Annotated in this window: 21 protein-coding genes and 1 pseudogene; 15 read left to right on the top strand and 7 right to left on the bottom strand. The window is 43.7% G+C overall.

From position 1 onward, the window contains the following. Positions 1-229 precede the first annotated feature (229 nt). Both EYB58_RS17785 and EYB58_RS24510 read right to left on the bottom strand, forming a co-directional pair. Positions 230-1501, bottom strand: coding sequence for a PAS domain S-box protein (locus tag EYB58_RS17785; RefSeq protein ID WP_111959658.1), 1272 nt, complete (start codon positions 1499-1501; stop codon positions 230-232). Positions 1502-1597: 96 nt separating this feature from the next. Next, on the bottom strand, positions 1598-1732 hold the full coding sequence (locus EYB58_RS24510) for a hypothetical protein (RefSeq protein ID WP_278186253.1): 135 nt from the start codon (positions 1730-1732) through the stop codon (positions 1598-1600). Between the two features lie 264 nt (positions 1733-1996). On the opposite strand from EYB58_RS24510, the gene EYB58_RS17775 reads away from it, so the two are divergent. Next, on the top strand, positions 1997-4423 hold the full coding sequence (locus tag EYB58_RS17775; RefSeq protein WP_111959660.1) for a hybrid sensor histidine kinase/response regulator: 2427 nt from the start codon (positions 1997-1999) through the stop codon (positions 4421-4423). 455 nt (positions 4424-4878) lie between these two features. On the opposite strand, the gene EYB58_RS17770 is transcribed toward EYB58_RS17775, so the two are convergent. Continuing rightward, complete coding sequence (locus tag EYB58_RS17770) at positions 4879-5760, bottom strand: HDOD domain-containing protein (protein ID WP_111959664.1); 882 nt, start codon at positions 5758-5760, stop codon at positions 4879-4881. Positions 5761-5916: 156 nt separating this feature from the next. Between EYB58_RS17770 and EYB58_RS17765 the strand changes: the two genes are divergently transcribed. After that, positions 5917-8175, top strand: coding sequence for an EAL domain-containing protein (locus tag EYB58_RS17765; RefSeq protein ID WP_111959666.1), 2259 nt, complete (start codon positions 5917-5919; stop codon positions 8173-8175). A 454-nt stretch (positions 8176-8629) separates the two neighbouring features. Here EYB58_RS17765 and EYB58_RS17760 read toward each other — a convergent pair whose 3' ends face one another. Then, positions 8630-10966, bottom strand: coding sequence for a methyl-accepting chemotaxis protein (locus EYB58_RS17760; protein WP_111959668.1), 2337 nt, complete (start codon positions 10964-10966; stop codon positions 8630-8632). Positions 10967-11681: 715 nt separating this feature from the next. Here EYB58_RS17760 and EYB58_RS17755 point away from each other — a divergent pair. From EYB58_RS17755 to EYB58_RS17745, 3 genes are read left to right on the top strand one after another with little or no spacing between them, the layout of a single operon-like run. Then, the gene (locus tag EYB58_RS17755; RefSeq protein ID WP_111959670.1) at positions 11682-12515 is read left to right on the top strand and encodes an ABC transporter substrate-binding protein; all 834 of its coding nucleotides are present in this window, start codon (positions 11682-11684) and stop codon (positions 12513-12515) included. A gap of 35 nt (positions 12516-12550) precedes the next feature. Then, entirely contained in the window at positions 12551-13237 is a 687-nt protein-coding gene (locus EYB58_RS17750; RefSeq protein WP_111959671.1) for an ABC transporter permease, read from the top strand. Positions 13238-13243: 6 nt separating this feature from the next. Next, a complete protein-coding gene (locus EYB58_RS17745) occupies positions 13244-14275 on the top strand; it encodes an ABC transporter ATP-binding protein (protein ID WP_111959673.1) in 1032 nt (343 codons plus the stop codon). A gap of 369 nt (positions 14276-14644) precedes the next feature. On the opposite strand, the gene EYB58_RS17740 is transcribed toward EYB58_RS17745, so the two are convergent. Continuing rightward, the gene (locus EYB58_RS17740; RefSeq protein WP_111959675.1) at positions 14645-17920 is read right to left on the bottom strand and encodes a PAS domain S-box protein; all 3276 of its coding nucleotides are present in this window, start codon (positions 17918-17920) and stop codon (positions 14645-14647) included. Positions 17921-18047: 127 nt separating this feature from the next. Between EYB58_RS17740 and EYB58_RS24165 the strand changes: the two are divergent. Both EYB58_RS24165 and EYB58_RS24160 read left to right on the top strand, forming a co-directional pair. Then, positions 18048-18158 (top strand): annotated as a pseudogene (locus EYB58_RS24165) (hypothetical protein); the annotation flags it as partial. A 161-nt stretch (positions 18159-18319) separates the two neighbouring features. Continuing rightward, the gene (locus EYB58_RS24160; protein ID WP_242637417.1) at positions 18320-18505 is read left to right on the top strand and encodes a saccharopine dehydrogenase NADP-binding domain-containing protein; all 186 of its coding nucleotides are present in this window, start codon (positions 18320-18322) and stop codon (positions 18503-18505) included. A gap of 246 nt (positions 18506-18751) precedes the next feature. Here the strand turns inward: EYB58_RS24160 and EYB58_RS17725 are convergent, their stop codons facing one another. Together EYB58_RS17725 and EYB58_RS17720 are read right to left on the bottom strand one after the other, a co-directional pair. Beyond that, the gene (locus EYB58_RS17725; protein ID WP_111959679.1) at positions 18752-19426 is read right to left on the bottom strand and encodes a haloacid dehalogenase type II; all 675 of its coding nucleotides are present in this window, start codon (positions 19424-19426) and stop codon (positions 18752-18754) included. A gap of 41 nt (positions 19427-19467) precedes the next feature. After that, positions 19468-20112 carry a flavodoxin family protein gene (locus EYB58_RS17720; RefSeq protein WP_111959681.1) on the bottom strand — a complete coding sequence of 215 codons (645 nt, stop codon included), beginning with the start codon at positions 20110-20112 and terminating at the stop codon, positions 19468-19470. A gap of 37 nt (positions 20113-20149) precedes the next feature. Here EYB58_RS17720 and EYB58_RS23330 point away from each other — a divergent pair, with 37 nt between their 5' ends. From EYB58_RS23330 to EYB58_RS17685, 8 genes are all read left to right on the top strand, one after another. Continuing rightward, positions 20150-20305 carry a GNAT family protein gene (locus tag EYB58_RS23330; RefSeq protein ID WP_163354623.1) on the top strand — a complete coding sequence of 52 codons (156 nt, stop codon included), beginning with the start codon at positions 20150-20152 and terminating at the stop codon, positions 20303-20305. Positions 20306-20367: 62 nt separating this feature from the next. Further along, a complete protein-coding gene (locus EYB58_RS17715; RefSeq protein ID WP_341273398.1) occupies positions 20368-21342 on the top strand; it encodes an ABC transporter substrate-binding protein in 975 nt (324 codons plus the stop codon). Positions 21343-21345: 3 nt separating this feature from the next. Then, a complete protein-coding gene (locus EYB58_RS17710; RefSeq protein WP_111959685.1) occupies positions 21346-22122 on the top strand; it encodes an ABC transporter ATP-binding protein in 777 nt (258 codons plus the stop codon). After that, positions 22112-23314 (top strand): ABC transporter substrate-binding protein, encoded by a 1203-nt coding sequence (locus EYB58_RS17705; protein ID WP_111959687.1) that lies wholly within the window; start codon positions 22112-22114, stop codon positions 23312-23314. The genes EYB58_RS17710 and EYB58_RS17705 overlap by 11 nt, the downstream gene beginning before the upstream one ends. Next, on the top strand, positions 23301-24137 hold the full coding sequence (locus EYB58_RS17700) for an ABC transporter permease (RefSeq protein WP_111959689.1): 837 nt from the start codon (positions 23301-23303) through the stop codon (positions 24135-24137). Before EYB58_RS17705 ends, EYB58_RS17700 begins: the two co-directional genes overlap by 14 nt. Positions 24138-24194: 57 nt before the next feature. Beyond that, a complete protein-coding gene (locus EYB58_RS17695; protein WP_111959690.1) occupies positions 24195-25568 on the top strand; it encodes an ABC transporter substrate-binding protein in 1374 nt (457 codons plus the stop codon). Positions 25569-25583: 15 nt separating this feature from the next. Beyond that, positions 25584-26270, top strand: a complete 687-nt coding sequence (locus EYB58_RS17690) for a hypothetical protein (RefSeq protein WP_111959691.1) — start codon at positions 25584-25586, stop codon at positions 26268-26270. 267 nt (positions 26271-26537) lie between these two features. Beyond that, positions 26538-26885: a cytoplasmic protein gene (locus EYB58_RS17685; protein WP_111959693.1), complete on the top strand. Its 348-nt coding sequence runs from the start codon at positions 26538-26540 to the stop codon at positions 26883-26885. The last annotated feature ends 3 nt before the right edge of the window (positions 26886-26888 follow it).

Raw genomic sequence — 26888 nt, 5'->3', positions numbered from 1 at the left:
TGGCAGCTGACAGTGCAGCCAGCAGCAGCCTGAAAAGATTGCTTTGATTTTTATCGTGGTATGTATCATTTTTGTTATTCCCTGCTGCCAGCACTGAAAATCCATCAGATTTTTAGCGATCTTGGATAGCGAAGAACCCATTAAAATTCATTTGTACTATATTCAAAGAATAACAGGACAAAGGCAATACCTGATTATTACGGGGATAATACGGGGAAGTATACCCGTATTATGAGATGTGTGAAAGATAGGTCTTTAGGTTGATTTTTTTGCCTTTGATCTCCAGTTTTTTCCTGATATTGTCTCTGTGAAACTCAACAGTTCTTGGCGAAATGTTGAGTTTTAAAGCAATCTCTTTGATCCGATATCCCTGTTTTGTCAGGTTGGAAACCCTTATTTCCGCCGGGGTCAGGGATATCAATTCACCCGGTTGCATGCGATTATAAGGTTTGATCATTTCTTTAAGACTGAATTCCAGGATCTTGATGTATTCCTTTTGCAGATCATTTATCCCCTGTTTTTTGATCCTGTCTATATAGGGAAGGATCTGGCCATAGACACTTTCTGACAATTGCGTTTCAATATTTTTTCTCTCCTGATCCCGTTGATCAAGCAGCACCTTGAGTGTTGTGTTCAATTCTTTTAAGTGTTCCGCTTTTATCTGCAACTCCTTTTGATTTTTCTGTAATCTTTCAGTTGTCTTTTTTAAAAAAGAAATATCTTTCACAACACTTACATGCATAACAGGCACACCTGCATTATCCCTGATTGTTTTTATCGTATGCACCGTGGGAAAAATCGATCCGTCTTTTTTTTTCAGGTTAAACTCCATTTGAAACACATCTTTTATTTCCATGACCTGGGATACTTTTTTCCCGAACTTGTGGTATGTTTTTTTGTTGGTATGAAGAAAGTCTGTGTCTTTACCCAGCATTTCCTCCTTTGAGTATCCAAAAATTTTTTCTGCAGCATCATTACACGAGATGATCATGCGGGTTTCTGGCTCGATCACGAAAACCGCTTCATCTAAACTTGAATAGACTCTTTCCAGCAAAGTATTTACGCGTTTTATCTCCTGAATCAAAATCCTACGTTCGGTTGCGTCCCGGACAATCATGCTTGTCATTTTTGTCCCATCAGCATCCTTAAAAATAACCGAAGAAATTTCAACAGGAAAAATTGTTCCATCCTTTTTTTTATAGTTCAATTCACCCCTGAATTTTCCAGTATGCATTCTTTCTTCCAGGGCAACGGTCAATCTAGGATCTTCAACATCGACAACAGCCAAACGTCCGCCTTTGATTAATTCCGCTTCTGTCATTTGAAATAACTCACAGGCTGCTTGATTGGCGAAAAATACCTGACCGTCCAGTGCAGTCAGCAAAATTGCATCCATACTGTTATCAATAATGGCCCGATAACGTCTGTTCAGAAAATCATTTTGCTGTTTTAAATGTTTGATAGATTGCTTTAATTCTTCATAGGAGGGTTTACTGGGCATAATCACACCTGAATATCAATGAGATGACTAATTGAACAAAAAAGGAAATTAAAATTTGGTTGACTCAAAAAATACATAACGCTTTATTTTTTCATTTCAGGAATGGTGGCGGTTCACATATAAGCTGCCTTTCATGTAATCCTCAGCAGGTGATGGGAAGCCCTCTTCCATGGAAGAGATGATGAGGCCACTGATTGCGATTGAATTATCCGGTATAAGTATAGTGTTCATTAAAATCCTGTTTGCCTGACATGAAAAATAGATGCCATAGAGATAGACTATAATTAGATGGTGGACAATGCAAGACTTTAAGCTTAAATTTAAATGCTGCCCTGCCTGGCGATGGGAAGTGTCGGCTCGGGATGCGTAATTGCAAATGGAATCCTGAAAAAGCATGCTTTAATTATTGTTTTCTGCTGTTTTATTCGTTAGTTTAAAAATTGTTTGTATCAAAACAAAATACTATCAAATCTGCTCTCAGTTTGGAGATTTTCAATGCGGGTATACCGTGTAGCCATTGCTTTTATCACATTAATAGTAATTCAGTTCTTGTTTTTCATATCTGTAATCATCGAAGAACGTGAGCAACGATTTCAAGAAGCATCAACTATGGCTGTAAGAATGGCTGCCATTACGCGATCAAACACTGAAGATTTCTTCCACCGATATTTGTCTATTTTTGATGCTCTGAAAAGCGTTGACGCCATAAGACAACAAGATTCCATACAGTCCAATACTCTTTTACAACGTCTGAACACAAAATATTCGGAGATTGTTAACTTTGCAGCCGTCAAAAAGGATGGCTTTTTTTTCGCTTCTGGGAAGCCAATGGGGGAAGATAAGATCCCAAATATAAAATATTTTGAATTTTTTCAAAGGATTATCACAGGAGATGAACAGGTCATCATGTCTCCTCACATGGGTCCTATCAGCAAAGAAATAGTCTCAGGGGTTGTCGTTCCATTAGAAAATGAAGAAGAGCAGATTAACGGATTGCTTGGTGTCTCTATAAAGTATCAATCATTAACCAAACGCTGGAACGATATTATTACGGATTCAGAAATTGTAATGGTAGTCCACGATGACAAAGGGGAAATTATCCATATCTTCAGTCATCTACAAATGGATGATTATAGTCCTTTCATTAAAAGTCCTTATGATCAAATACAAAAGGTGGAACTATGTGAAAAGACTTTCGTTCGCAGCACATCCCAGCATGTGAACAGTGGATGGCGATTTTCTATTTTTGTTCCGGTATATAGCGGCATGATAGATCTTATTGCATCTCGTAAGGATCTGATATTTTTGCTTGGTTTTATGTTAGTTACTTTTTTTGTGCTTATAATATGGTCCAGCCAGGAACGGAAATGGATATCAAGACTACGTACGGAACAAGAAAAATTGCAGCAAAATGAAGAAGAGCTTAGGGCCATTGTTGATAATTCGATTGATGCAATTGGAGTCTTTAAACAAGGTGTTCATGAGTTTGTGAATAAGGCTTATTTAAAGACTTTTGGGTATCATAATGTCGGAGACTTGATAGGGGAACCTATTCTCGGCCTTATTGCTCCCAATGAAAGAAAAAAAATATCACAGTTTGTCTCTGCCAAGCCTGAAGGACAAGAGGCCTCCTCCAATTATCACACAAAAGGCGTTAAAAGAGATGGAACGATATTCGACATGGATGTTAATATCTCTCAGTACGGAAAAATTGATAATAAAAAGGCCCTGGTTATCCTCCGTGATGTAACAGAGCGCAATGCTCTTGAAGAAAAATTACGACAAGCACAAAAAATGGAGGCTATTGGTAGCTTGGCAGGTGGGATTGCCCATGATTTCAATAATCTTTTATCTCCAATTCTCGGCTTTTCTGAAATGCTATTAGACGATTTGCCACAAGACAGTCTTGAATATCAGAACGTTCAAGAAATTTTTAATGCAGGCATAAGAGCTGGAGATCTTGTCAGGCAGATCCTTGTTTTCAGCAGGCAATCTGAACATAGGATGCTACCTGTTCAAATTCAGAGGATCTTAAAAGAGGTTCTAAAACTCTGCCGCGCAACGATTCCGACAAATATTGAGATCTCTGAAAATATTCACAAAGACTGTGGGGCAGTCATGGCAGATCCTACTCAAATTCACCAAGTTGCCATGAATCTTATCACGAACGCGTTTCATGCTGTAGAAGAAAAAAACGGTTTAATTGATATAACTTTAAAGGCAATAACCTTAAATGAAAATGAATTACCTGCCAGTGTCTTGCCACCGGGGAAATATATTATGTTGTCAGTATCAGATAATGGTATTGGGATGTCTCAAAACACTATCCATAAAATTTTTGAACCATATTTTACAACCAAAGAACAGGGTAAGGGAACAGGTCTTGGACTTGCAGTAGTCTACGGAATCATAAAAGAGCATGGTGGCGAGATAAAAGTATACAGCGAATTAGGAAAGGGGACGACTTTTAACATTTATTTGCCTTTAATGGAAAAATATTATGAAATAGCAGATACTGAGCAAATGACAAGAACTGTGTCCGGTACTGAGAGCATTCTATTAGTCGATGATGAAGTATCCGTTGCAAAATTTGAAAGCCGGATGCTTTCACGCCTTGGTTATCAGCTGACAACAAAAACCAACAGTGTTGATGCCTTAAATGCCTTTAAATCAAATCCTGATTTTTTTGACTTGGTGATCTCTGACATGACCATGCCGCATATGACCGGAGACCAACTTGCAAAAGAAATATTGTCAATAAAACCGGGTATGCCGATTATCATATGTACAGGGTTCAGTGAACGGATCATCAATCAAAGTTGGGCTGAGAATGAGAGTATAGGCGTGAAAGGTTTTTTAATGAAACCTATTGTAAAATCAGATATGGCTCAAATGGTTCGAGATGTGTTGGATGGGACTTAAATTTTATAACCTGGACGAAATTGCTTGCCTTTGGGTCCACCTGCTTTGTTGCATCAAAGGTCCAATAGGAATGCACTTTTTAGGTGCTATTGAGCCTTTAATGCGACACTATCGGACAACGGAACAAGGATACCATATCAATGCTTGTCCCAACGGGGGCTATGAAGTCCTCGTACACAACTTCTGCAAAGATAAAAGCTGTCCCAATGCAGTAAATATGTGGGCTGTTATATCTGCGGGGGCTCTATCTCAGAAAGACGGATTATTGATTATGACTCAACAAAAAAGTTACCCCTTTGAGTACATGCCCTGGTCTAAAACTAAGGTGATGTCACCTTCTCTTGTCATCGCATTCCGAGATCTGATGCCTTCCGTCAATACAAAAACGTCGGTTTTCCCTGCCCGCCTGTTTAGGTATACAGTTTATCCAAATAGGCCAAGTCAACCCATGGCTGTTATAAAAAAAAAGCACATGCATCATTGATCAAAAGCTCAACCTGTGGAAACCAATTAGGCGCGGTTTCAATCCAAACATTCAACTGTTTGCCGGCATGGGGATCAAAATATTCATATTTAATATTTCCCGGAGATGTGTTGTTGTTCAAAAAATCCGCATAATAGCTGTTAATAATACCATCCGCCGTATTTACGATAATGCTTTCATCGGAGAAAGCCGCGCCGGGTTGAATGGCATGATGAGAATAAATTGTATTGGCCAGATGCGGCGGAAGTTTCCACTTTTTTACAAAAAAATATCCGACTTCGGGATGACAGGCCGGCAGTATTTTTTTTTCTGCGTCCAAGTAAACCAGGTCATTTTGACGGGCATGTTCGATCACCTGAATGAAATTATCGGGAAAATAATGGGCCAGCATCAGTTTACCCATGTCATGAAGTAATCCGCAGACAAAGCATTTTTCAGGGTCTCCAACCGTTGTCTTCTCCGCCAGATATCGGCTAAGAACCGCAACGCCAATGGAATGCCGCCAGAAACGGTCAACATTGAAATGCGCATTTAATTTTTTCTTAAACAGATGATCCAAAATATTAAAGGTTGAAAGCGATAGGACAATATTTCGTATGGCGTCGAACCCCAAAATAATGGCTGCCTCATTGGTGGTTAAAATTTTCTCTCTTAACCCGAAAAAAGGGGAATTTACCAGCTGAAGCATTTTAAACACAATGGCCTGATCCTTTTCAATCACTCTGGATAAAGAATTATTTGTTGTGTTTGGATCATTGAGCATTTCATTTACTTTTGTTACAATTGACGGCAAAGAAGGCAAATCCCGAATCTTTCCAAATCGTTTTAGAAATCCTGCTTTTGTTTTATTCAATTGGGGCGCCTCTAAAAAGCTTGTTACTGTGATTGTTCAAACGAATTTTAAACAAATGATCTGGAAAATATGGCATTAATCTCAATGTTTGTAAAGTACACATCGGTCGGTTTAAGACACGCCTTGAAGTTAACTTTTTGATACGGAACCATTTCTATGAAGGATATCCTTTTCGTCGATGATGATCTCAAATGCCTGGCAAGTTTGAAACGAATATTACACAAATATGCCGCAAACTGGAAATTCCATATCGCCCAAAGCGTGGATGAAGGTATTCACCTCATTCAGAACAAAAAAATAGATCTGGTGATCTGTGATATTCTGATGCCTGAAAAAGACGGGTTTGAAATGCTTAAAACGCTCAAGGGCGACAAAAAGACAGAATCTATTCCAGTGGTAATGCTCACAGGGATGCTTGACTCAAAATTAAAACTCAAAGCACTAAGCATGGGCGCTGCAGACCTGCTCAATAAACCCATTGAAAAGGCAGAACTGGTCACAAGAATCAGCAACGGGCTGAAAATGAAAGAGTACCATGACCAAATTCTTGAGCAGAATCTTTTTCTTGAAAAAAAAATACAGGAAAGAACCCGGCATGCCATGATGGCTGCAGAGATCGGCTCGATTCTTGTCCAAGGAACGGATATCAATGAAATGGCCGCTAAATGCTGCGGTGCCATCGTCCATTATCTTGACACTGCATTTGCCCGAATCTGGATTATGAATGATGAAAACAATCAACTTGAACTGATCGAAAATGACGGGTTATTTACGCCTCTTGACGGTAAAGATTGTATGGTTTGCCCCGGCTATTTAAAAATTGAAACGATTGTCAAAGAAAAGAGAGCTGTACTTTCCAATTCAATTATGGAAGACCTCGATATCGATGATAAAACGTGGCTAAAAAAAGAGAGAATAACGGCATTTGCCGGCCACCCCCTGATTGTGGGGGGACGAACAATGGGGGTTGTGGCAATGTTTTCAAGACGACGGCTTGAAACAACTGAACTGGATGCCATTGCCTCAATTGCAGATAAGATTGCATTGGGAATTGACAGAAAAAAAGCTGAAGAGAAAGCCTGTTTTTTAGCTTACCACGATACCTTGACAGGGCTGCCCAACCGGCAGTTTTTTTTTAAGGCACTGAAATCAGAGGTCGAATACGCAGGACGATACGGGAAAAAATTTGCCGTGGCACTCATAGACCTTGATGACTTCAACCGGGTTAACGAAAGTCTGGGCCACAACGCTGGAGATCAATGCCTGCAGGATATCTCAGACAGATTAAAAAACTGTTTGAGATCCAGTGACATGCTGGCCCGCTTGACCTCAAAAAAGGTCCCTATGGCCCGCATGGGCGGAGACGAATTTATTATTCTCCTGCAAAACACAAACGATATTTTTGAAATTGGCCAGGCGTGCCAAAGGCTGCTAAACGAATTTAACCATCCGGTTTATGTGGACCAAAAAGAGATTTTCATTTCCGCAAGTATCGGTGCCGCCGTGTTCCCGGAAGATGGTACAGATCCCGGGAATTTATTAAAAAATACGGAAACAGCTCTGTATGATGCCAAAAAAAAAGGGCCGAGCGTTTTTTCTTTTTATTCAGAGTCCATGAACCAGGCCTCCATTGAACTGTTTGAGATGGGAAATAATCTAAGAAAAGCGATAACCGACCAACAGTTTCAGCTCTATTTTCAGCCCAAGGTCAGGCTTCTGGAGAAAAAAATTATGGGGGCCGAAGCCTTACTTCGATGGGAAATAGAAAAGGGGAAATTTATTTCGCCTTCCGATTTTATCCCGGTTGCCGAAAAGAACGGCATGATTGTTTCCATTGGAGAATGGGTTCTTGACACCGCGTGTAAAACCTGCCGGGCATTGCACCGGGCAGGCCATACAAATGTGCATATTGCGGTGAATGTGTCTGCATTGCAACTGGATCAAAACAATCTATCCGATAACGTAGCAAGCATTCTTGAGCAAAATAAAATTTCCCCGGAAAGCATTGAGTTTGAAATAACTGAAACCCTTGTTATGTCAAACCCTGAAAAAGCCATTGAAAACCTAAAGCAATTAAAACAGATGGGATTTACCATAGCCCTTGATGATTTTGGAACCGGGTACTCTTCGTTGGCCTATCTTCAAAAACTGCCCATTGACTATGTAAAAATAGATATCTCTTTTATCAGGCAGATCCTGGTTAGCCTCAATGCTGCCGTAATGGTCAAAACGATCATTGACATGGCGCATAATTTAGGCTTGCAGGTTATTGCCGAAGGGGTTGAAGAAGAAAAGCAGGCTAAGCTTCTAGAAAAAATGGGGTGTGACATTGTCCAGGGATTCCTTTTTGGACACCCCATGCCTGAGCAATATTTTTTAGGGTTGTTTGACCGGAACCCTAAAGAGATAAGCTGATCAATAAACTTTCTATCACAAAATCAGGATCACACCAGCAGAGCTGGTGGTTTAATGCGATTGATTACCGTAAATATCATTTCCGAAAAATTTTTACCGCAGTTTTTATTGTTTGCAGTCTGTAAATGCTTCAGTGATCCGATGTTGTGATAAAAAAAGCAGATACAGCTTATGCTGCGGGAACGTTAGCCCCAAGTTCAAAATAAAACATTCCATATGGTTTGCCTTTTCATCTGTCTTCTTCGTTGTGTCAATGGGTACATATATTTATTATGCTCCCATTGCCACGCCTTGAATACGAACGAAAATTCTAAACCATATTTTGGAATGTTTTATTCCGATCATGGGCCTTATTTTTATAAAATACGTTAAACGTATGCTATGTTATGCCATTCCATAGTAAAAAAATGATAAAAAATTTTAAACGACATAACATGCTATGGAAGTCAAATACTTATGAATTCTGGGTTTCCAGTCCATCCAGCAATTCAAACAATTCCAGGGTAACCTTTCCATATTGTTTGAAAAGGTCATGGGCATCATCAACTTTCCCTTCCTTGAAAAGTGCTGCCACCCGGCCGCCTATTTCATGGACGCTTTCATGTATATCCCCAAGCTTTTTATATCCTTGGCTTTTCTCATATTTTTTCATCCCCGGCCCAAAATACCACTGACCAAAGTCACAATTACGATGATCGATCAGCTGATCCATACGGATCTCTTCCTGGTTGCCGGATAACAGGTTTGATAGTTCTTTTTTCCACAGGCTATGCGTTCGCTTGACAGGGGCAGCATGAAAACCTTTATCACTCATCTGAAACTGGCTCATCATCTCAATGACATCGCCTGCCATCCCGTTTTGAATCTCCGCATCGTTTTCAACTTCTTGGCTGTATTCGTTCATCTCGGCTGAAGCTTCCTTTACTGCATAAATTTCCTGGGAAATTCGGTTTGAGATCTCAGACACATGTAGAATGGTTTCCTGGATATCGGAAATCCCTGTAGAAATCTGCTGGATGTTGGAAGAGATATCTTCCGTGGTTGTGGCCTGCTCCTCGATGGATGCGGCAACCATGTTGACCTGCCCATCCACTTCATCAATGGTAGCAACCACCCTGTCGATCTCCTTCACGGCCTGGCTGCTGATACCCTGAATCTTTTCAACCTTCTCCCGAATATCCACTGTGGCCTTGGATGTCTGGCCGGCCAATTGCTTTATCTCGTCGGCAACCACGGCAAATCCTTTGCCTGCTTCTCCGGCCCTGGCTGCTTCAATGGTTGCATTTAGCGCCAAAAGATTGGTCTGTTCACTAATTTTCTGGATGGTGTTCAAAACATTTCCAATATCCTGGGCAGAAATACCAAGATCTGCGATCTTATCCGAGGCGCTGCCGGCATCTATAACTGCCTGATCGGTGATCTGTCTGGTTTTACCAGTATTCTCTGAAATTTCACGGATAGATGCCGTCATCTCCTCGGTGGCCGCTGCTATATGATTGGCGTTCACTGTGGCCTGTTCCACCGCAGCTGCCACAGTGTTCATATTTGAATTCATTTCCTCTGCGGCGACATAAACCGTATTGGCCTGCTTAGACACACTGCTGGCAGCAGACGACATCAACGCTGCGACTCCGGACACTTCATTGGAAATCATTCCCAAATTCTGATTCCGGTCATTAACATTCCAGATCAGCTTGTCCAATTTCTCGATAAAGGTGTTAAATGCACGGCAAAGCTGTCCGATTTCATCCCTGGAAACAACCTTGAGACGCTTGGTCAGGTCCCCTTCGCCCTGGGCAATGTCCTTCATGCCGTCAGCAATTGTTTTAATGGGCGACACAACACTTCTACTCATAAAAAAGACCAGGCCAAAAATAAAAAGTAAAAAAATACCGAACAACAGGCTGAACATGGTAAACATTAATTTCTCCAACGTATAGACGTTGGCCAGGGCGATTTTGTCCTTCACCCCAAGCATATACACCCCAGACTTTGATCCGCCAAATCCTTCAAACTGACCTTTGATGTTAAGATACTCTTTGTCCAGAAAAAAAGGCGCATCCAAAATTTTATTTACGATTCCCGGTTTTTGAAGATAGGCCCAATAATCTTCATCCACATCATTTTGATTTAAAATGAAATCCGCCACCCGTGGCTTGCTTTTCATGCCTTTGGCTATATTTAAGTCTTCGGTATCCATAAAATAGATAAAATCGACGTCATGGTTTTTTAATGTGTGCTTAATGGAGTTTAATCCCCCCTCAAAATTGGCGATACCAAGGAATTGATTTCCATCTATAATAGGAAACAGCCCCTTAAGGCGAATGCCTTTGCCGGAAACTTCCATGGCAACATCAGGCTTAAGTGTATTTTTAACCTGGGCATATCCCTTTGAATATCCAAGGGATTCCCCGTGTGAATCCGGCGCCCAGGATTTGTAAAAAGAATGAAGATTTTTATCAATCAGGTGAACCTGAACGTTTTTGAATCCAGTATTTTCCTTAAAAGTTTTACCCAGGCGTTTCAAAACACTGTCAGCAAGTTTTCGGTCATTCTCCAGAATTGCTTTTTTTATATTTCCATTGGCTGCCACCTGAAGCGCATTGGTTAGCCACACCTTTTTTTTGGCTGCCATGGCCATTTCAAATTGTCGCTGGGCGGCCTTTGCGCTTTTTTCAATTTGTGCTCCTTTAATCCTGTTAAAATAGATGATTGTGGCCAGCAGACTGATAATCAACATGATACTTAATCCGACCAGGCTTATAAAAGATATCTTAGTATTCAGCTTCATCTTTAAACTCCTTTACGTTTTATGAATATTAGACCAATGCAGACGCTCCCATGGGATGATGGGGGCCAGCATTTCTGCTTTAAGGCATTGGACATGCCAGCAAAGAAACGGATTGATAGAGCGATATGCAGGCAATTCCAGTGTTCAGTTCGCAATGAACATGTAAGTATCAACACGAAAAGACATATCAGTCTTAACCCTAACGTTGCATAAAATAAGCACCATTGAATAGGAAGACGGTTGCTATCATTATGGAAAACCATTTTTTTAGGATAATTCAGGACTTCACCAAAAGTGCATTCCTGAAAATTGCTTAAAAAACTTAGAAACGCTTGAGTCGGATGGTTCACAGGCTCATCTACTAACTTTTTTATGCAACGATAGGGTTAAAACTGATTTTTATTTAAAATAAGTATTTATATTATAACGACCTTCGCTATTTTCGAATTTCAATATATCCTATATGAAAATAAAAAAGGTTTCAACACTCAAATATATTCAAAACCCCATTTAAATTTAAAAAAATCGCAGGAAAACCGACGACATTAAATCCTTAACAATTTTTAGCAGGGCTGCATTCAAAAATACCGAATTTCAAATATCTATGTGTTGACAAACTGCAGCATCCTGTCTTATGAAACAAAATTGATTTCGCATATTTTCAGCAAAAACAAAACCGCAACACTTATTCACCTTAATTATTAAAGGAGAAAAAATGAAATCCAGAAAATGTTTATCCGTATTGGTTTCCGGCCTCATGGTTTTATCTTGTGCCCTTACGGTGCAGTCGGCTGAAAAAGGGGAACTGATGATGGCCACCACGACTTCCACAGACAACACAGGCTTGCTTGATTATCTGATTCCTTTTTTTGAACAGGAAACCGGAATCGCCCTGAAATGGACTTCCACGGGAACAGGCAACGCCCTGAAACTTGGCCAGAACTGTGATGTGGATGTACTGCTGGTCCATGCCCCCCCGGCAGAAAAGACATATATAGCCAATGGTTTTGGCAAAGACCGACGTGAAATAATGTATAATGATTTTGTGATCATTGGTCCGAAATCAGACCCGGCCGGATTAAAAGGCAAAAATATTTCCCAGGCCCTGTCAGCCATCAAAACAAATAAAGCCTTTTTCATGAGCCGGGGGGATGATTCCGGTACCAACAAGAAAGAGAAATTGCTCTGGAAAAATGCAGGCATTGCATTGCCGGACAAAGAGGAATGGTACGTCCAAACCGGTCAGGGCATGCTGGCCACCATCAATGTTAGCCAGGAAAGAAATGGCTACACCATGACCGACCGGGGCACCTATATTAAATACCAGGACCAGCAGGGCGGGGATGCCCCTTTGACGGTGCTGGTGGAAGGGGACGACATCCTTTTGAACCAGTACTCGGTGTTGACCCTGAATCCCAAAAACTGCCCTGATGCCAAGTATGACCTGGCTTTAAAATTTTCCGATTGGATGGCCTCGGAATCAGCCCAAAATAAGATCGGCGAATTCCGGCTTCTGGGGAAAAGACTGTTTATCCCCAATGCTAAATAGCCGGCGCCGGTCACTCTGCTTTTATAAAGGTCATTATGGCATTTCTGGTTGAAGGGTTTCTTAAGGCGATGGAACTGCTGATCAATGGGGATACCTCCACCTGGTCGGCAGTTTCAGCCACGGTCAAAGCATCGACCGGGTCTATGCTGGTCAGCCTTTTAACGGGACTGCCTTGCGGGTTTATTCTGGGATACTTTGATTTTCGGTTCAAACGCTCCATAAGAACGCTTTTGGACACACTTCTGGCCCTGCCTACGGTTTGCGTGGGACTGATTGTCTATGCGTTTATCTCTTCCAAAGGTCCTTTGGGCGATATGAACCTTTTATTTACCCTGACTGGCATTGCCGTGGGCCAGACCATCCTGGCCTTTCCGGTGGTGGCGGCCATCACGGCCTCCATCATTGAAAATATCGATCCGGCCCTGAAGCTGACCCTGGTTTCTCTGGGTGCAGGAAAAAAAAATATCATTTTGACCTGCCTGTGGGAGGTCCGGTTTGGTATTCTTACCGCCGCTGTTACGGCATACGGGCGTATCCTTACCGAGGTGGGCATCTCCATGATTGTGGGCGGAAATATAAAATATCACACCCGGACCATGACCACGGCCATTGCCCTGGAAACCAACAAAGGCATGTTTGCCGACGGCATTGCGTTGGGCATTGTTTTGATGGCGATTGCATTTACGGTAAACCTAAGCCTTTCTTTCCTGCGGAAAAGGTAGAATGATATGACCCAACCGGCACCTTTATATACCCTTTGCCGCATCTGCCATTTCTACGGCAGTAAAAAGGTGCTGGACATTGACGAATTCAGCATCCCGCCCGGCACTATCTTAGGCCTGTCCGGGCCCAACGGTAGCGGCAAGACCACGCTTTTAAAACTGCTGGCATTTGCCATGGCCCCCAGCCGGGGCGAAATCCATTTCAACGGCCGCAGGGAATACCCCATGTCCGCCAGGGTGCGATCCAAAGTCACCCTGATGACCCAGACCCCCTATCTGCTCAAACGCTCGGTCCTGGATAATGTTGTATACGGTCTTAAAATCCGGAAAGACACCAAAAGATTAAAACAGCGAGCGGCCAGGGCGTTGGCCGCGGTCGGTCTGGACTTTGATGCGTTTCACAACAGGGCCTGGCACCAGTTGTCCGGCGGCGAAGCCCAGCGGGTGTGCCTGGCGGCCAGGCTGATCCTTGAGCCCCAGGCCCTGCTGCTCGACGAACCAGTGGCCAGTGTGGACGCGGAAAGCGCCCGCCTCATTCGCCAAGCCTCTTTGGCGGCCCGGGACAAATGGGGCTGTACCCTGATCATTGTCAGCCACGATCTGACCTGGCTCAATGCCGTTAGCGACACCCGGGTCTCCATGGAAAAAGGCCGGATCTTTTCCACCCATGAAGAGATTATACTTTCCCCACCCTATCAAACAATGCAGACCGACAGCACCGTCAACTGGGTTCTGCCCGTGTCCCGCGGCCGGCATATCAGCCTGCCTGATAAAACCGGAGAGACGGCTCTGATACCGGCGGACAAAATTAACATCGCCCAGACAAGTGAAAATCAATCCGACGAAAAAAACCGGATCCCGGTCCTGGTCACCCGCATGGCATTGGAGCCAAAAACCGGCCGTATTGAGGTGGACTTTGATGCGGACACTTTCAGGCTTACCCTTTTATTGTCAGAAGAACAGGCCGGTGCATTGAACCTGCAACCTGGAAAAAAGAGAAGCCTTATTTTCAAAACCCGGGATATTTTCTGGCGTTAAGAAATGAATCTGAAATAATTTAACCTGGGAGCGCGGGCGTCCCGCCCGCATTTTTACTGCAGGCGGGACGCCCGCGCTCCCGGATATAACAAAATGGGTAAGTTATTTAAGACCCGTTCCTAAGTATTTGTCGTTATTCGGACTGCATGGGAATGCCCCACTTTTTCATGTATTTCCAGATGGATGCCCGGCTGAATTTTTATAACAAACTGAGATTATAGCTATAAAATTCAAGCTAATTTCATACGATTAAATCCGAGCAAAGTTGAGCACAAAGACGAAAAAAGCCTGGTTTCGTGTGATTAACTTAAGGACCGCATATTTTAACCGCAGGCATATATTAAATATTTCGGTGATTAGAAGATCAAATTAAAGATCCTGATTGTCAAAAATGCCGCGCAACCTGACACTGATTTGTTCCAGGGAAAACGGTTTCTGGATAAAACCGACGCATCCCCGTGACAAAATATCTTCAGCCTGTCCGCTGAGGCTGTATCCACTGGCAAGCAGCACCTGGACCTGCGGATTAATGTTTTTCAACGCGTCGAAAATAGCACTGCCACTCATACCCGGCATGATCACATCCAGGATTACCAAATCAATTTCCCCGGAAAACCGACGAAAAATATCCACCGCTGTTTTACCGTCCGTTGCAGACATCACTTTGTATCCCAGTGATTCAAGCATGGGTTGGCCCACTTGCAGGATGACCTCTTCATCATCAATGAGCAGCAGGGTTTCAGACCCCTTTGAACTCATTTCACACAAGGCGGGTTCAGTTTCTATATCACCATCCGAGGCAGGCAGATAAATATAAAAAGTGGTGCCTTTGCCCGGTTGGCTGACAAAATCAATGGCACCGTCATGATTTTTGATAATGCCATAGGCGGACGCAAGGCCCAGTCCGGTGCCGCGGCCCATTCCCTTGGTGGTGAAAAACGGTTCAAATATCCGTGTCTGGATTGCAGGATCAATACCGATGCCGGTATCAGAGATTGAAACGCATACATATCGTCCCGGCTGGATGTCAAAAGTCTTGGAAAATAAGGCATCCAGCACCATGTTTTTGGCATCAATGACGACCGAGCCCCCGTCGGGCATGGCCTGCCATGCATTAATGTAAATGTTGAGTAGGACCTGCTCAATCTGGTTTTTATCCGCTACAACCGCCCACAAACCATGCTCTATATTTTCCTCAATCTGAATCTCTTTGCGCGTACGACCGAACATGCGGGCGGTGTCCATGACAATCTGATTAAAATTTAAAGACTTGGCCATATACTTGCCGCCCCGTGCGAATCCGAGCAGTTGCTGGGTGAGTTTGGTTCCGGAGCTGACGCAGGACTCAATACTTTTCAATTTTTTATAATGATACTCTGAAGGGTTCGTTTTAAGCATCATCAACGATATATTCCCCTGAATACCCATCAATAAATTATTAAAGTCATGGGCCACGCCGCCGGCCAGGGTTCCGATGCCCTCCAGCCGCTGAATTAGACGCAGTCTTTCTTGGAGTTTTTGCTTTTCCGCTTCGGCATTAAGCCGTTCGCTGATATCCAAAACAACGCCGCGATAACCTATCTTTCCACCGTTGTTATCAAAAATTGGAGCAGTCGAGACGTCCACGGTCCGCCGGTCACCGTCCTTACGGGTAATTGTCAGACGAGACAGGTTACCGTTCACTCCGGATCGATAGGTATCAGGTGATTTTTCTGGTAGTTGCCGCGAACCCTCTGATTCCAGCAATATAGAATAGTCCATCCCTTGAAGCTCTTCAACCGAATATCCCAGAATCACGGCCAAAGAATCGTTGAAAAAAGTCAGACGACCATCGAGATCCACTTCGTAATAGCCGTTGTTGGTGTTTTCTATGATGGACCGATATTTTTCTTCACTGCGTCTAAGCGCCTCTTCTTTCTCTTTACGTGTTTCAATTTCATTGCGCAATTGTCCATTGCTCTTCTGCAGGTCCTGTGTGCGTTCTTCTACAAGATCCTCGAGCTGATCCTGGTACCGGCGCAGTTTGAACTCGGCTTTTTTTCTATCGGTAATAATACGCAGCGAACCGATAATTTTTTCCGCATCACCGGCTTCATCGCGTTTCAGCGTGGCCGAGACCGAACCATAGGCGATTTCGCCGTGTTCATTTTCCAACGCGACTTCCCAATCACTCACAGATCCGTCAACAAAAATTTTGGATAAAAAGCGCTGGTGATCATCTGCATTTTTATAAAACTGCGTGAGATTGATGCCGATAATATTTTTGCGATCCTGCTGGATTAACCCCTCTACAGAGGGGCTTATTTCTAAAATCTCGCCTTCAATGGTACATTCAAAATAGATGTCCTGAATATTTTCAAAAATTTGGCGATACTTTTTTTCACTGGTTTGCAGCGAGTACTTCATCTGTGAAAATGCGGCAGCGGTTTCGTCTATCTCTTTAAATATGGAGCGGGTGTTGAAACTGGCAGTCAAATCATGCTGCTTTATGGCAAGCGCCTCTTTTTCCAGCCCCATCAAGGGCCGTGTGATGCTGCGAAACAACTGTAAACCCACCAGGGTGGCAATCACCGAAAGAACCAGGGTAATCCCGATATTAAACGAACGATTTTCCTTAAGTGCACCCAAGTAGTCATTTTCGGGTATATACACACCGAACATCCAGGGCCAGTGTGAGTCGGTAAACTGGGTGAACATTGTATTGTAGACATCTCCGTTATGAGTGAATTTGGCAAACTGGGAGTGATCAAGTTTCAACAGCCCGGTTTCTGTCCGCTGCCACTGGATGGCACTAAAGGCAGAACGACTCAATTCATCGTCCAATTCATCAATTTTAACCATTCTGAAACGATGGGCTTCGGTGTCTTCGACCTGTTTAATTTTTGAGATGTCGGGAAATGCCACCACATCGCCGTTATTATTGAGCATAAAGGCTCGGCCATGCTTACCAATCCGTAAACGACTGATAAAGGTGGATAAATCATCAATTTCAATATCCACACCGACAATACTCTGTAACTGGCCGTTTGCTTTGAAAATTGGGCCTGCCACCGTGATTCCGGGCTTTTGTGATGAGAAAAAAATGTAAGGGTCCGTCCAGATAATCTCCCGTTCGGCAAGGGCTTTTTGATACCAGGGTCGCTGCCGGGGATCATAGGTATCACTGGGGTTTTCCAAGGTTTTAACCATGCTGCCGTCCGAATTGCGCCAGATCAGCCGGATTTTTTTCACACCATTGAAATGATCAATTACCTTGGTCCGAAACCCGCCGGGGGTTTGCGCATTACTGCGGTTGACATAAAAAAAATCACCATTGGGCATACCGATATAAATACCGGCAAAATGGGAATACAAGGATAATTGATCCAAAAAATAATGCTCAAGAACGTCATAGTGCTGATTTCGCCTTCCCACCACCTCGGAGGCCAGCAGGCGTTTGGTCAAAAGGGCCGCCCTCTGGGCCAGCTGGAGATGGTTTCTGGATTGGGTCATGGTCAGGTCCGCAATGTTCTGCATCACGTCGCAGGCATGTCCGGCCAGCATCCGCTGGGATGAAATATAAGAGGACGAAGTGATCAGAATCTGCATTCCCCAGATGAGACCAAGGCAACCAAGAACCATTGCCCACCGTATCGATATTTTCATTTTTTCCTCAAAGGATTTTTTTATGCTGCATCATGTCAATTTTATTTTTAACAGAATCAACCCAGATTTAGGACAGATCTTTGGGGATTGTCAACAGAAACAGTAAAACCTGATCCACCACCAATGATTTGACTGGAATGCCTCGATTGAGTATGGTCAAACGTATTTATGCCTGCCCTATTCCGGCGAGTATGATTTTGTTGATACCTCGTATGTGTTTCTCATCACCCATATGGTATATCTGTACACACGTTATGAAGTGAAACCACCACGATCCAGGAGTGGGAGATGGTCCTCTCCAGTTTTCGATGGTCATATCAACTCAAATAAGCCCTCCTTCAATAGCTGCGGGCATCCCCAGCGTTACGCCATTTTTTTAGCACCTGCAAAAAAAATGTGATGATTATCGGTGTCGGGGGCGTGGCCGATGTTGCGGCCCATAAATGCGCACAAAACAACGATGTTCTTGGAAATATTGTCATCGCCTCAAAAACGCTGTATAGAGGACCAGCTACTCGCCTTGTAAAACCACCACGGGCTGCTTGGATTGTTAATCGGAATCGGCCCGTAATAAAACCCAATTAGAATCACTCCTTTTCCTGGGGAAATTTTATTTTCTGCTCACCTTTTTGGTTCACCGATATTTTCCGTGGTTTTCAATCGAATTGTTAATTTAAAACTATTTAGATGCAGTCACCAATTCCAGTATCTCCAAATATCTATTATAATAACAAGATGTTGTGATAAGGAGTTTTTGGGATGCTTCTTTCGCCACCCTGTGTTGCAACTCAAGGGAATAAAGGGTTTGATCATAAAATCAAACCCCCAAAATTATTTGATTCTGATATTGATAATTTCCCGAACCAATTCTACTAAATCGGTTTTGTGTATATCCGCCGGGAAATAATAGGGGTTGAAGATTTCTTTTTTTCGTTCAATATAGGCGGTCTTAAGCCCGGCTTTTTTCGCACCGAACAGATCCCAGTCATGGGTGGCAACCATAACCACATTTTCAGTGGGAATATTTTCTTCACGGGCTACATACTGATAAATTTCCTTAAAAGGTTTATATTTTTGAACGGCATCCACCGAATAATAGGAGTAGAACAAGTCAATGATGCCTGCATTGGTAAGCTGCTCTTTTATCATTTCCAGCGAGGAGTTAGATACCGCAATAGTTCTGATTTTATTCTGATTCAGCAGTTTAAGTGCACCGGCAACATCTGAGTAGGGAGGCATGTTCTTGAATGAACCCAGAATTTCAGTTTTTGTTTCACTTGTCAGCGTTTTGCCATTTTCATAAAATAGACTCTCCAAAACAACGCCGGCCAGTTCTCCAAAGTTCTTATATTCATCCATCACACCTGTTACAGTGGACGTATGAAGGAGCTTGACGAACCAGTACTTTAGTGCATAACTGTCTTCAAAATGTTTGTCAAAGTTCTCTTTGAGCACACTCAAATTGAGCAGCGTCTCATTCATGTCAAAAAAAACAGCCTTTATCATTTTTATTCCTCCTTTATTGGCTCTGTTTTCAGACTCTTCCGTCAGGAATTATCTTTTCTGAGTATATCATTAAGCAGGTGGGCTGCATTCTCGCATTTAACTTTAGCATTGGGTTGGTTGTCAAATTCCGGTGGCAGCATATCCGGGGTGATCTTATCCACAAATCCGCTGTTTTTTACGATATTGCCGTCTTTACAGGTCAAGCCAAATTTACAAGTGTAACACTGCGAAAAACCCCCCACCAAAAACCGGGATACCCTTTTTGCTTTATTCATCAAAATAAAATGGTCCACTATGTTTAGGACCTGGCTGTTCTCTTCATCAGCAGAATACCCGGTGGAAAACACCACAAAGGGTTTGTCTTTTAATAAAAAAGCCCCCTGATGGCGAAAACAGAAACAACGCTCCAACAGGCAATGGGAAAGCCCGTTGGGCACATCGTAATAGTTTGGTACACCAAGTACAATGGCATCCGCTTCTACCATGGCATCCGCTATTTCCTGAAAATCATCTTTAACCACACATATGTTGTCCTTTGTACAGCCCAGGCAGGCAATACAGCCGTTAATATGTTTGCGAAACAAAGAAATATAACGGGTTTGCCCTTCACAATGTTCCAATACATGCTGAACAGCATGGGCCGTTATCCTGTCTTTACGGGGACTGCCGGAAATCCCAAGAATCATGATACTGTCTCCTTTCTCCTTATAAGTTGATTGAGTATTGAATTTACTTTTTTTTCAACATTACAGCCACCAGAAAAATCGTCTGAAAGGCAAACTGGTGGCCACAGTTCTGACCGGACTTGTACCCGACGCACTGTCAGCCGTCAACCAAGCCCTGGCAACTGAATGGATTTTAAAATTTCCATGGCTCTAAATTGCATTTACAAACTTGCCAACGCATTCCGGGCTGTGTTAGAGTTCTCTTAAAAATCCCAAATTAATAAATGTAAAATATTTGAGGCTGCTCTGACTATCCGAATCGGACATTTTATCAGTATTGACCATCTGATACTGGGAATTGCTTTACCCCGTTACATCCAGCGTAAAGGGTCAGGTGCCGATACCGATGTTATACCTTTTAGCATGCGTTCATGGGGACAGGTGGAAAAAGGGTTTTTATCCGGGGATATCAATGCTGCGTTCATGGATATTGCCCAGGCCATGTACCTGTCTGACAAGGGTTTGGCCATATCCATGCTTATGTTTACCCACAGGGCAGGCAGCAGAATCATTGTACCCGAACAGATTCGACGATTGGCGGATTTTAAAGGAAAAAGTGTTTTGATCCCGCACAAACTTAGTATTCAGCATATGCTTGTGCACAGGCTGCTGAGTGCAGGAAATCTTAAAATCGCAAATTTGGGAAAATTGGGAGAAAGCGTCGACATTGAATCGGTACCGTATGCCCTGATGCCGGAAATGGCAAATGCGGATCTTGACTGCGATATTGCAGCTTTTATCTGCCCTGCCCCTTTTGGTGACGTTGAACTTAAAAAAAAGGGATTCAGACCTCTGCTCATTTCCAGGGATCTGTGGAAGGATCATCCGGGTAGCGTTTTTGTGGTACACCAGGACCTGCTTAAGACCAAAGGGAAAAATTTAGGTCTGATGGTTAACTGCCTCCTGGATAGTGCCCGGCAGCTTGACCGGTACATGGCATCCCCGGACACCGCCGAAAAGGGTATTGAACAGCTGTCAGCTTCTTTTTTAGGCCTTTCTGCCTCCCAGACGCAAAAGGCACTTAAAACATCGGGGATTACCTATAACCCAAAACTTCTGGTGCCGGATATGAAAATTTTAAACATCGTGCTCGATTATATGTGTACAACCATGGAAGGCATGCCGACCGGAACGGATCTCCATGGATTTATCAGGCCGGAATTTATTCATACTATTTTATCGGAATCATAGAACTTGAAAATAGATATTGAAAAAATCTGTAAATCCTACGACGGGCCGGGAAAAACACAGCGACAGGTTATTAAGGATATCTCCTTTTCCATCAATCCAGGAGATTTTGTAATTATCTTAGGTGAATCGGGTTGTGGGAAGACCACTTTGCTGAACATGCTGGCTGGGCTTGAGAATCCGACCTGCGGCCGGATCCTGGTGGACGGCAGCCCCATTGCCGGCATCCACCCGTCACGTTCCATACTGTTCCAGCAGCCGGCACTGATCCCCTGGCTCAGCGTTAAGGAGAATGTGGCCTATGGCTGTAAAATCAGAAAAGACACCCAGGACCTGGAATACCGGGTAAACCAATTTATAGAAATTATGGGGCTGACAGGTGCGGCGGACGCGAAACCCAGCCAATTATCACTAGGGATGGCCCAGCGGGTCTGCCTGGCCAGGGCTTTGGTGGGACATCCCCAGGTCCTACTGCTTGACGAACCCTTTGCCTCCTTGGACACCTTTACCCAGGCTCATATCCAGGAGGAACTGGTCAACCTGTGGATGTCGGAAAGCTTTACCGCGGTGTTTGTCACCCATGATATTGACGAAGCCATACGTCTTGGAAATAAAATTGTGGTCCTGGCAGGTTCCCCTGCCGGCATCTCCGATATTTTTGATATTGATCTGCCCTACCCCAGAAACCAGCATGACCCTGGAATTAAAGCGCTGAGAACCGATATTCTCAATCGATTTAAAATCGCATATTCAGTCAAACGGAGACTGGCAGATGAAATTTAACCACGTAAAATCGGCAAGCCCCGACGGCATTTCACGGCGAAATTTTATAAAAACAGCAATACGGACAGCAAGTGCAGCCGCCTGTACCCCCATGGTATTTCCGTGTCTGGCAGCAGCAAAAAAAAGACCGTTAAGAATAGGTTATCTGCCCATTACGGATGCGACACCCTTGCTTGTTGCATACAGTCTGGGCTATTTTTCCCATGAAGGACTTCATGTGGAACGCCCGGTCATGGTGCGTTCCTGGAATATACTTTCCGAATCTTTTTTAACGGGCAAATTTGACTTGGTTCACATGCTTTTCCCCATCCCCGTGTGGATGCGATTCAAGCAGAATATACCTATTAAAGTGTTGGCCTGGGATCATACCAACGGCAGCGCGGTCACTGTCAGAGCGGATTCCGGCATCGACCGATTCGCAGATCTCTCAGGTAAACAGGTGGCCGTGCCCTCATGGTACTCCATGCATAACCTGGTCATGCAGTTGGGCCTTCAGGTCCAGGGGCTTAAACCGGTAATTCGCCCGCCGGGCTCAAAGCTTGCCCCCCACGAGGTGAACTTGTTTATCTTGCCGCCCCCGGATATGCCCCAGGCGCTTTTGGGAAAAAAAATAGACACATTTATCGTGGCAGACCCCTTCAACGCCCTGGCCCAGGAAAAATTTTCGGCAAAAATCATGCGATATTCAGGAGATATTTGGAAAAATCATCCTTGTTGTGTTATCGTAACCAATGATCATCTGATCCAAGACAGCCCAATAGTCGTTCAAAAGGCGATAAACGCCATTGTAAGAGCCCAGGTGTGGTGTCTTCAGAATCCTAAGGAAACCGCCCACCTGCTCAGCAGAGACGGCGAAGGATTTTTGCCGGTAAATGAATCAGTTCTTTACAAGGTTTTTGGTGCCATTCCCGAAAAAGAACTGATACACCCCCAGTGGAATGTAGAAAGAATCGGTTTTCAGCCTTTTCCTTTTCCATCCGCCACCCGGTTTATTCTGGAACAGATGAAAAAAACTAAGGTTGAGGGCAACACAGATTTTCTGACGACCCTTGATACCAACACAGCTGTTTCACAGCTTGTGGATGACCGTTTTGTCAGAAAGGCTTTGGACGACATGGGTGGGATAAAAAAATTTTGCCAGTGTGATATGGAAAATGTATTTACCAGGGAAGAAATCGTTGAAATCAATTAAAAAAAATTCCCAGGACAGAGCCGTAGAAGTTGAGTTATCCTCTTTTTTTACCCGGGTATGGTCGGGTTGGAAATACGAACTGGCCGGGCTTGTTTTGTTTGCTTTTGCCTGGGCCGCGGTTACGCAGTTCGTCTTTACCCGCCCCGAATTCTACCATTTTAAGGGATTTCTACCCGGCCCAACCCTTGCGGCTCTGGCAGACGCCTTTCAGCATCCCAAATTCTGGGTGTCAGTTTTTGCAAGTCTGCGTAGAATCGTTCTAGGCATCGCCATATCAGCAGTTATCGGGCTGCCATTGGGTGTACTGATCGGTTTCTTTACACGTCTTCGCAAGCTCACATATTCGCCGATTCAATTCGTACGAATGATCAGTCCCCTGTCCTGGATGCCCCTTGCACTGCTTTTATTTACAAGCTTTGAATCCGCTGTTCATTTTTTGATTGTAATGGCGACAATTTGTCCTATAATACTGAACACAGCCATTGGTGTCATGGACATTAACCCCCAGTGGATAAAAATGGCTTTGAACCAAGGTGCCGATAACGTCCAACTCATTCAAACGATTGTTATTCCATATTCCATCCCCCATATGATGACCAGCATCAGGCTGGCACTGGGGATTGCATGGATAGTTTTGGTCCCGGCTGAATTTTTAGGGGTATCATCAGGGTTGGGGTATCTGATTAACGATGCCAGGGATACCATGGAATACGATAAACTTATGGCTGTAATCATTGCCATCGGCATACTGGGATTTATACTCGACAGAGTTTGTCAAAAATTGCAGCATAGGTTCAGCTGGGCATGGGCTGACGATGCTTAATAGATTTTATTTTAAATTTTTATAGACAACATCTTTACAGGACATAAGGAGCATTTTATGGCGGTAGACCCGAATATTAAAATTGTTGTGGCAGATGATTCAGGCACCATGCGGATAATGTTCAAACAAATCCTGGGGAAAGCCGGATTTTCAAACCTTATTATGGCGGTGAACGGTGCCGACGGCCTTGAAAAGGTCAAAGCTGAAAAACCTGATCTTGTCATATCCGACTGGAACATGCCCACGCTGGATGGCCTTGGGTTTCTCAAAGAATTAAGGGCCTCCGAGGAATTTAAGGACCTTCCTTTCATCATGGCCACGGCCCAGGCTGACATGGGCCAGCAGAAAATCATCCAGGATGCTGGAGGTAATGCCCATTGCCCGAAGCCGTTTAACGAGGACGAAATAAAAAAGGCCATTGAAGCGGCTTTCTCCGGAGGCATAAAAAAACAGCGGGTAACCAAAGAGAGAGCCATCATCGGAGGTCGCGTTGAACTCAACGTCGCCCATATTCAGATCACCGACCATCTTGCTTTAGGCGCCCTGAAACACCGGATTAACCAAGGGGATGTGGAACCCCAGCACTTTGACCTTTCTACCAGCCTGATGGGTGGATGGAATCCCATACAGGAAGGCCTTGAAAGCGGAGAAATCGACTGTGCCTTCGTTCTGGCACCCATTGCCATGGATCTGTTTGCCTATGACTCCCCCATTCAGCTGGTTCTGTATGCCCACAAAAACGGGTCCACATTTGTACGCTCCCGGCATTATGATCACAGGTTTGACTCTTTGCAAAGCTTTTACAAATATAAGGTTGTGGATATTCCCCATAAAATGTCGGTCCACCACATGCTTGCACATCAATTTTTAAAAGAATTGGGGCTCAAACCCGGTGTGCCCGGGAAAAAAGCGATAAATGTGCGCTTTGAGGTGGTTCCCCCCATCAAAATGCCCGGCATTATGAAAGAAAATGAGGATGTGGGTGGATTCATGGTTGCAGAACCGGTTGCCACCAAAGCCATCAAGGGGGAAATCGGCAATCTGGAATTTTATTCAGCCACGCGTTGGGAAAATCATCCCTGCTGTATTGTGGCCATGCAAAAGGACTTTATCCAAAAACATCCTGAAGCTGTTCAGGAGTTTGTATCCCTGCTGGTGGATACCGGCGAGTATATTGAAAACGACAAGGCCCGGGCCGCGAACATTGCGGTAAATTTCCTGGACCCTGAAGGTAAAATGGGCCTGAATCCCCAGGTGCTTCAAAATGTATTTTCCCAACCCATGGCCATCCGTTGGGACGGACTCTATCCGGAAGCGGCAGATCTTGATAAAATTCAAAAATATATGCATGATGTCATGGAAATCGGCAAAATCATTGACCTTGAACGTTTCATTGAACCCAATTTTGCAAACATTGCATTCAATCGATAAACTAAGGAGTTATGCATGAGAATTACAGATCCCCAAGTTATACTGAACGGAGAACAAGACCTCATTGCATCTGTTCAAAGAGATCTGGACCTTGATGCAGTTAAGGATCTGCTCAAGGAACGCCTTACCGCGAGCGCGCTGTTGCCCAAAGGCGGCCGGATTGTTGTGCATGACAATAACGTGGCATTCAGGCTTGATTATGAAATCAATCTGAATGGCAGCCTGCTTTTTGATCGGGACGGAAATCTGCTTGAAGATAGTGAAAGTACGGCACCCAAACAAAATCTGCAGGCTGAAAATGATGACGCGTCAAAATCAAACCTGGATGAGAATCTGTCCATTAACCTTCCCGATTATGATGATATAGCGGATAAGGCGCCCGGAGAAACCCAGCCGGTGGATCTGGAACCGGAAAATTTGTCAGATGATATCCCGAATACCGAGTCCGGACTGGAAGTTGAAGACCTTAAAGATGAATCTGCATTTGATCTGGACGACCCAGATATCATTGAAGCAGAGGATAGCAATGAATTGATTGATGAGTTACCCAAAGAGGATGATGTGGAAGATTTAAGCGTTGATGAACCGACAGATATTGGTTTGGAAAATGGGGATAGGGAAACCGGCGAGGATATGGATGATGACGATATCAATGACCTTCTCCAGGAAAGCCGTAATTTCTGGGAAAACAAAAAAGAGTAATGGTGGAAAAAATCACGGATTCTCTTTAATTATTCAAAGATGGTTGTTCCGGTTTAGACCGGATTTTGTCCGGCTGTGGACAAAAAAATATAATGGCTTGACGAAACCCTTTGCGGTGCACAACATAATCAAAGCGTAAATAAATTTAGATTGGTGTCTGTCCAGAGAAATAAGAATTTTTGTTGAAGTTCAAAGCAGATGAAAGTTGGGCAAAAAGACTGTTTCCGGATGGGTACTATATTAAAATCCTAAATCAGGAGTATTATTATGGAAAAAACCGTATTATTCGCATTCCGGGGAGACCCTTTATGCTTTATCCACGTACTTCTCAATGCCCTTGACCTAAAACAGCGAGACCAGGAAGGACTTATTGTTCTTGAAGGAGAAGCTGTCAAACTTGTGGGACCCATGTCCGAATCCGGGCATTTTTTAAACGCACTTTACCAAAAAGCCAAAGACGCCGGCCTTATTTACGGCGCCTGCAAAGCCTGTGCAACCAAACTTGATGCCCTTGGTCCCATTGAAAAGGAAGGTATCCCCCTGGTTGGGGATATGGCTAACCATCCTTCCATGGGCGCGTTCATCGAAAAAGGATACAACATAATTACCTTTTAAGTT

Origin of the sequence: Desulfobacter hydrogenophilus (assembly GCF_004319545.1) — a bacterium.
Lineage (GTDB): Bacteria > Desulfobacterota > Desulfobacteria > Desulfobacterales > Desulfobacteraceae > Desulfobacter > Desulfobacter hydrogenophilus.
The sequence above is the reverse complement of the archived record's forward strand: the minus strand, read 5'-3'. Positions and strand labels throughout refer to the sequence as shown.

What these genes read in the sequence shown, in the direction of transcription:
- EYB58_RS17785 (WP_111959658.1), bottom strand. Translation starts at nt 1,501, where the DNA reads ATGCCCAGTAAACCCTCCTATGAAGAATTAAAGCAATCTATCAAACAT.
- EYB58_RS24510 (WP_278186253.1), bottom strand. Translation starts at nt 1,732, where the DNA reads ATGAACACTATACTTATACCGGATAATTCAATCGCAATCAGTGGCCTC.
- EYB58_RS17775 (WP_111959660.1), top strand. Translation starts at nt 1,997, where the DNA reads ATGCGGGTATACCGTGTAGCCATTGCTTTTATCACATTAATAGTAATT.
- EYB58_RS17765 (WP_111959666.1), top strand. Translation starts at nt 5,917, where the DNA reads ATGAAGGATATCCTTTTCGTCGATGATGATCTCAAATGCCTGGCAAGT.
- EYB58_RS17760 (WP_111959668.1), bottom strand. Translation starts at nt 10,966, where the DNA reads ATGAAGCTGAATACTAAGATATCTTTTATAAGCCTGGTCGGATTAAGT.
- EYB58_RS17755 (WP_111959670.1), top strand. Translation starts at nt 11,682, where the DNA reads ATGAAATCCAGAAAATGTTTATCCGTATTGGTTTCCGGCCTCATGGTT.
- EYB58_RS17750 (WP_111959671.1), top strand. Translation starts at nt 12,551, where the DNA reads ATGGCATTTCTGGTTGAAGGGTTTCTTAAGGCGATGGAACTGCTGATC.
- EYB58_RS17745 (WP_111959673.1), top strand. Translation starts at nt 13,244, where the DNA reads ATGACCCAACCGGCACCTTTATATACCCTTTGCCGCATCTGCCATTTC.
- EYB58_RS17740 (WP_111959675.1), bottom strand. Translation starts at nt 17,920, where the DNA reads ATGAAAATATCGATACGGTGGGCAATGGTTCTTGGTTGCCTTGGTCTC.
- EYB58_RS24160 (WP_242637417.1), top strand. Translation starts at nt 18,320, where the DNA reads ATGATTATCGGTGTCGGGGGCGTGGCCGATGTTGCGGCCCATAAATGC.
- EYB58_RS17725 (WP_111959679.1), bottom strand. Translation starts at nt 19,426, where the DNA reads ATGATAAAGGCTGTTTTTTTTGACATGAATGAGACGCTGCTCAATTTG.
- EYB58_RS17720 (WP_111959681.1), bottom strand. Translation starts at nt 20,112, where the DNA reads ATGATTCTTGGGATTTCCGGCAGTCCCCGTAAAGACAGGATAACGGCC.
- EYB58_RS17705 (WP_111959687.1), top strand. Translation starts at nt 22,112, where the DNA reads ATGAAATTTAACCACGTAAAATCGGCAAGCCCCGACGGCATTTCACGG.
- EYB58_RS17695 (WP_111959690.1), top strand. Translation starts at nt 24,195, where the DNA reads ATGGCGGTAGACCCGAATATTAAAATTGTTGTGGCAGATGATTCAGGC.
- EYB58_RS17690 (WP_111959691.1), top strand. Translation starts at nt 25,584, where the DNA reads ATGAGAATTACAGATCCCCAAGTTATACTGAACGGAGAACAAGACCTC.
- EYB58_RS17685 (WP_111959693.1), top strand. Translation starts at nt 26,538, where the DNA reads ATGGAAAAAACCGTATTATTCGCATTCCGGGGAGACCCTTTATGCTTT.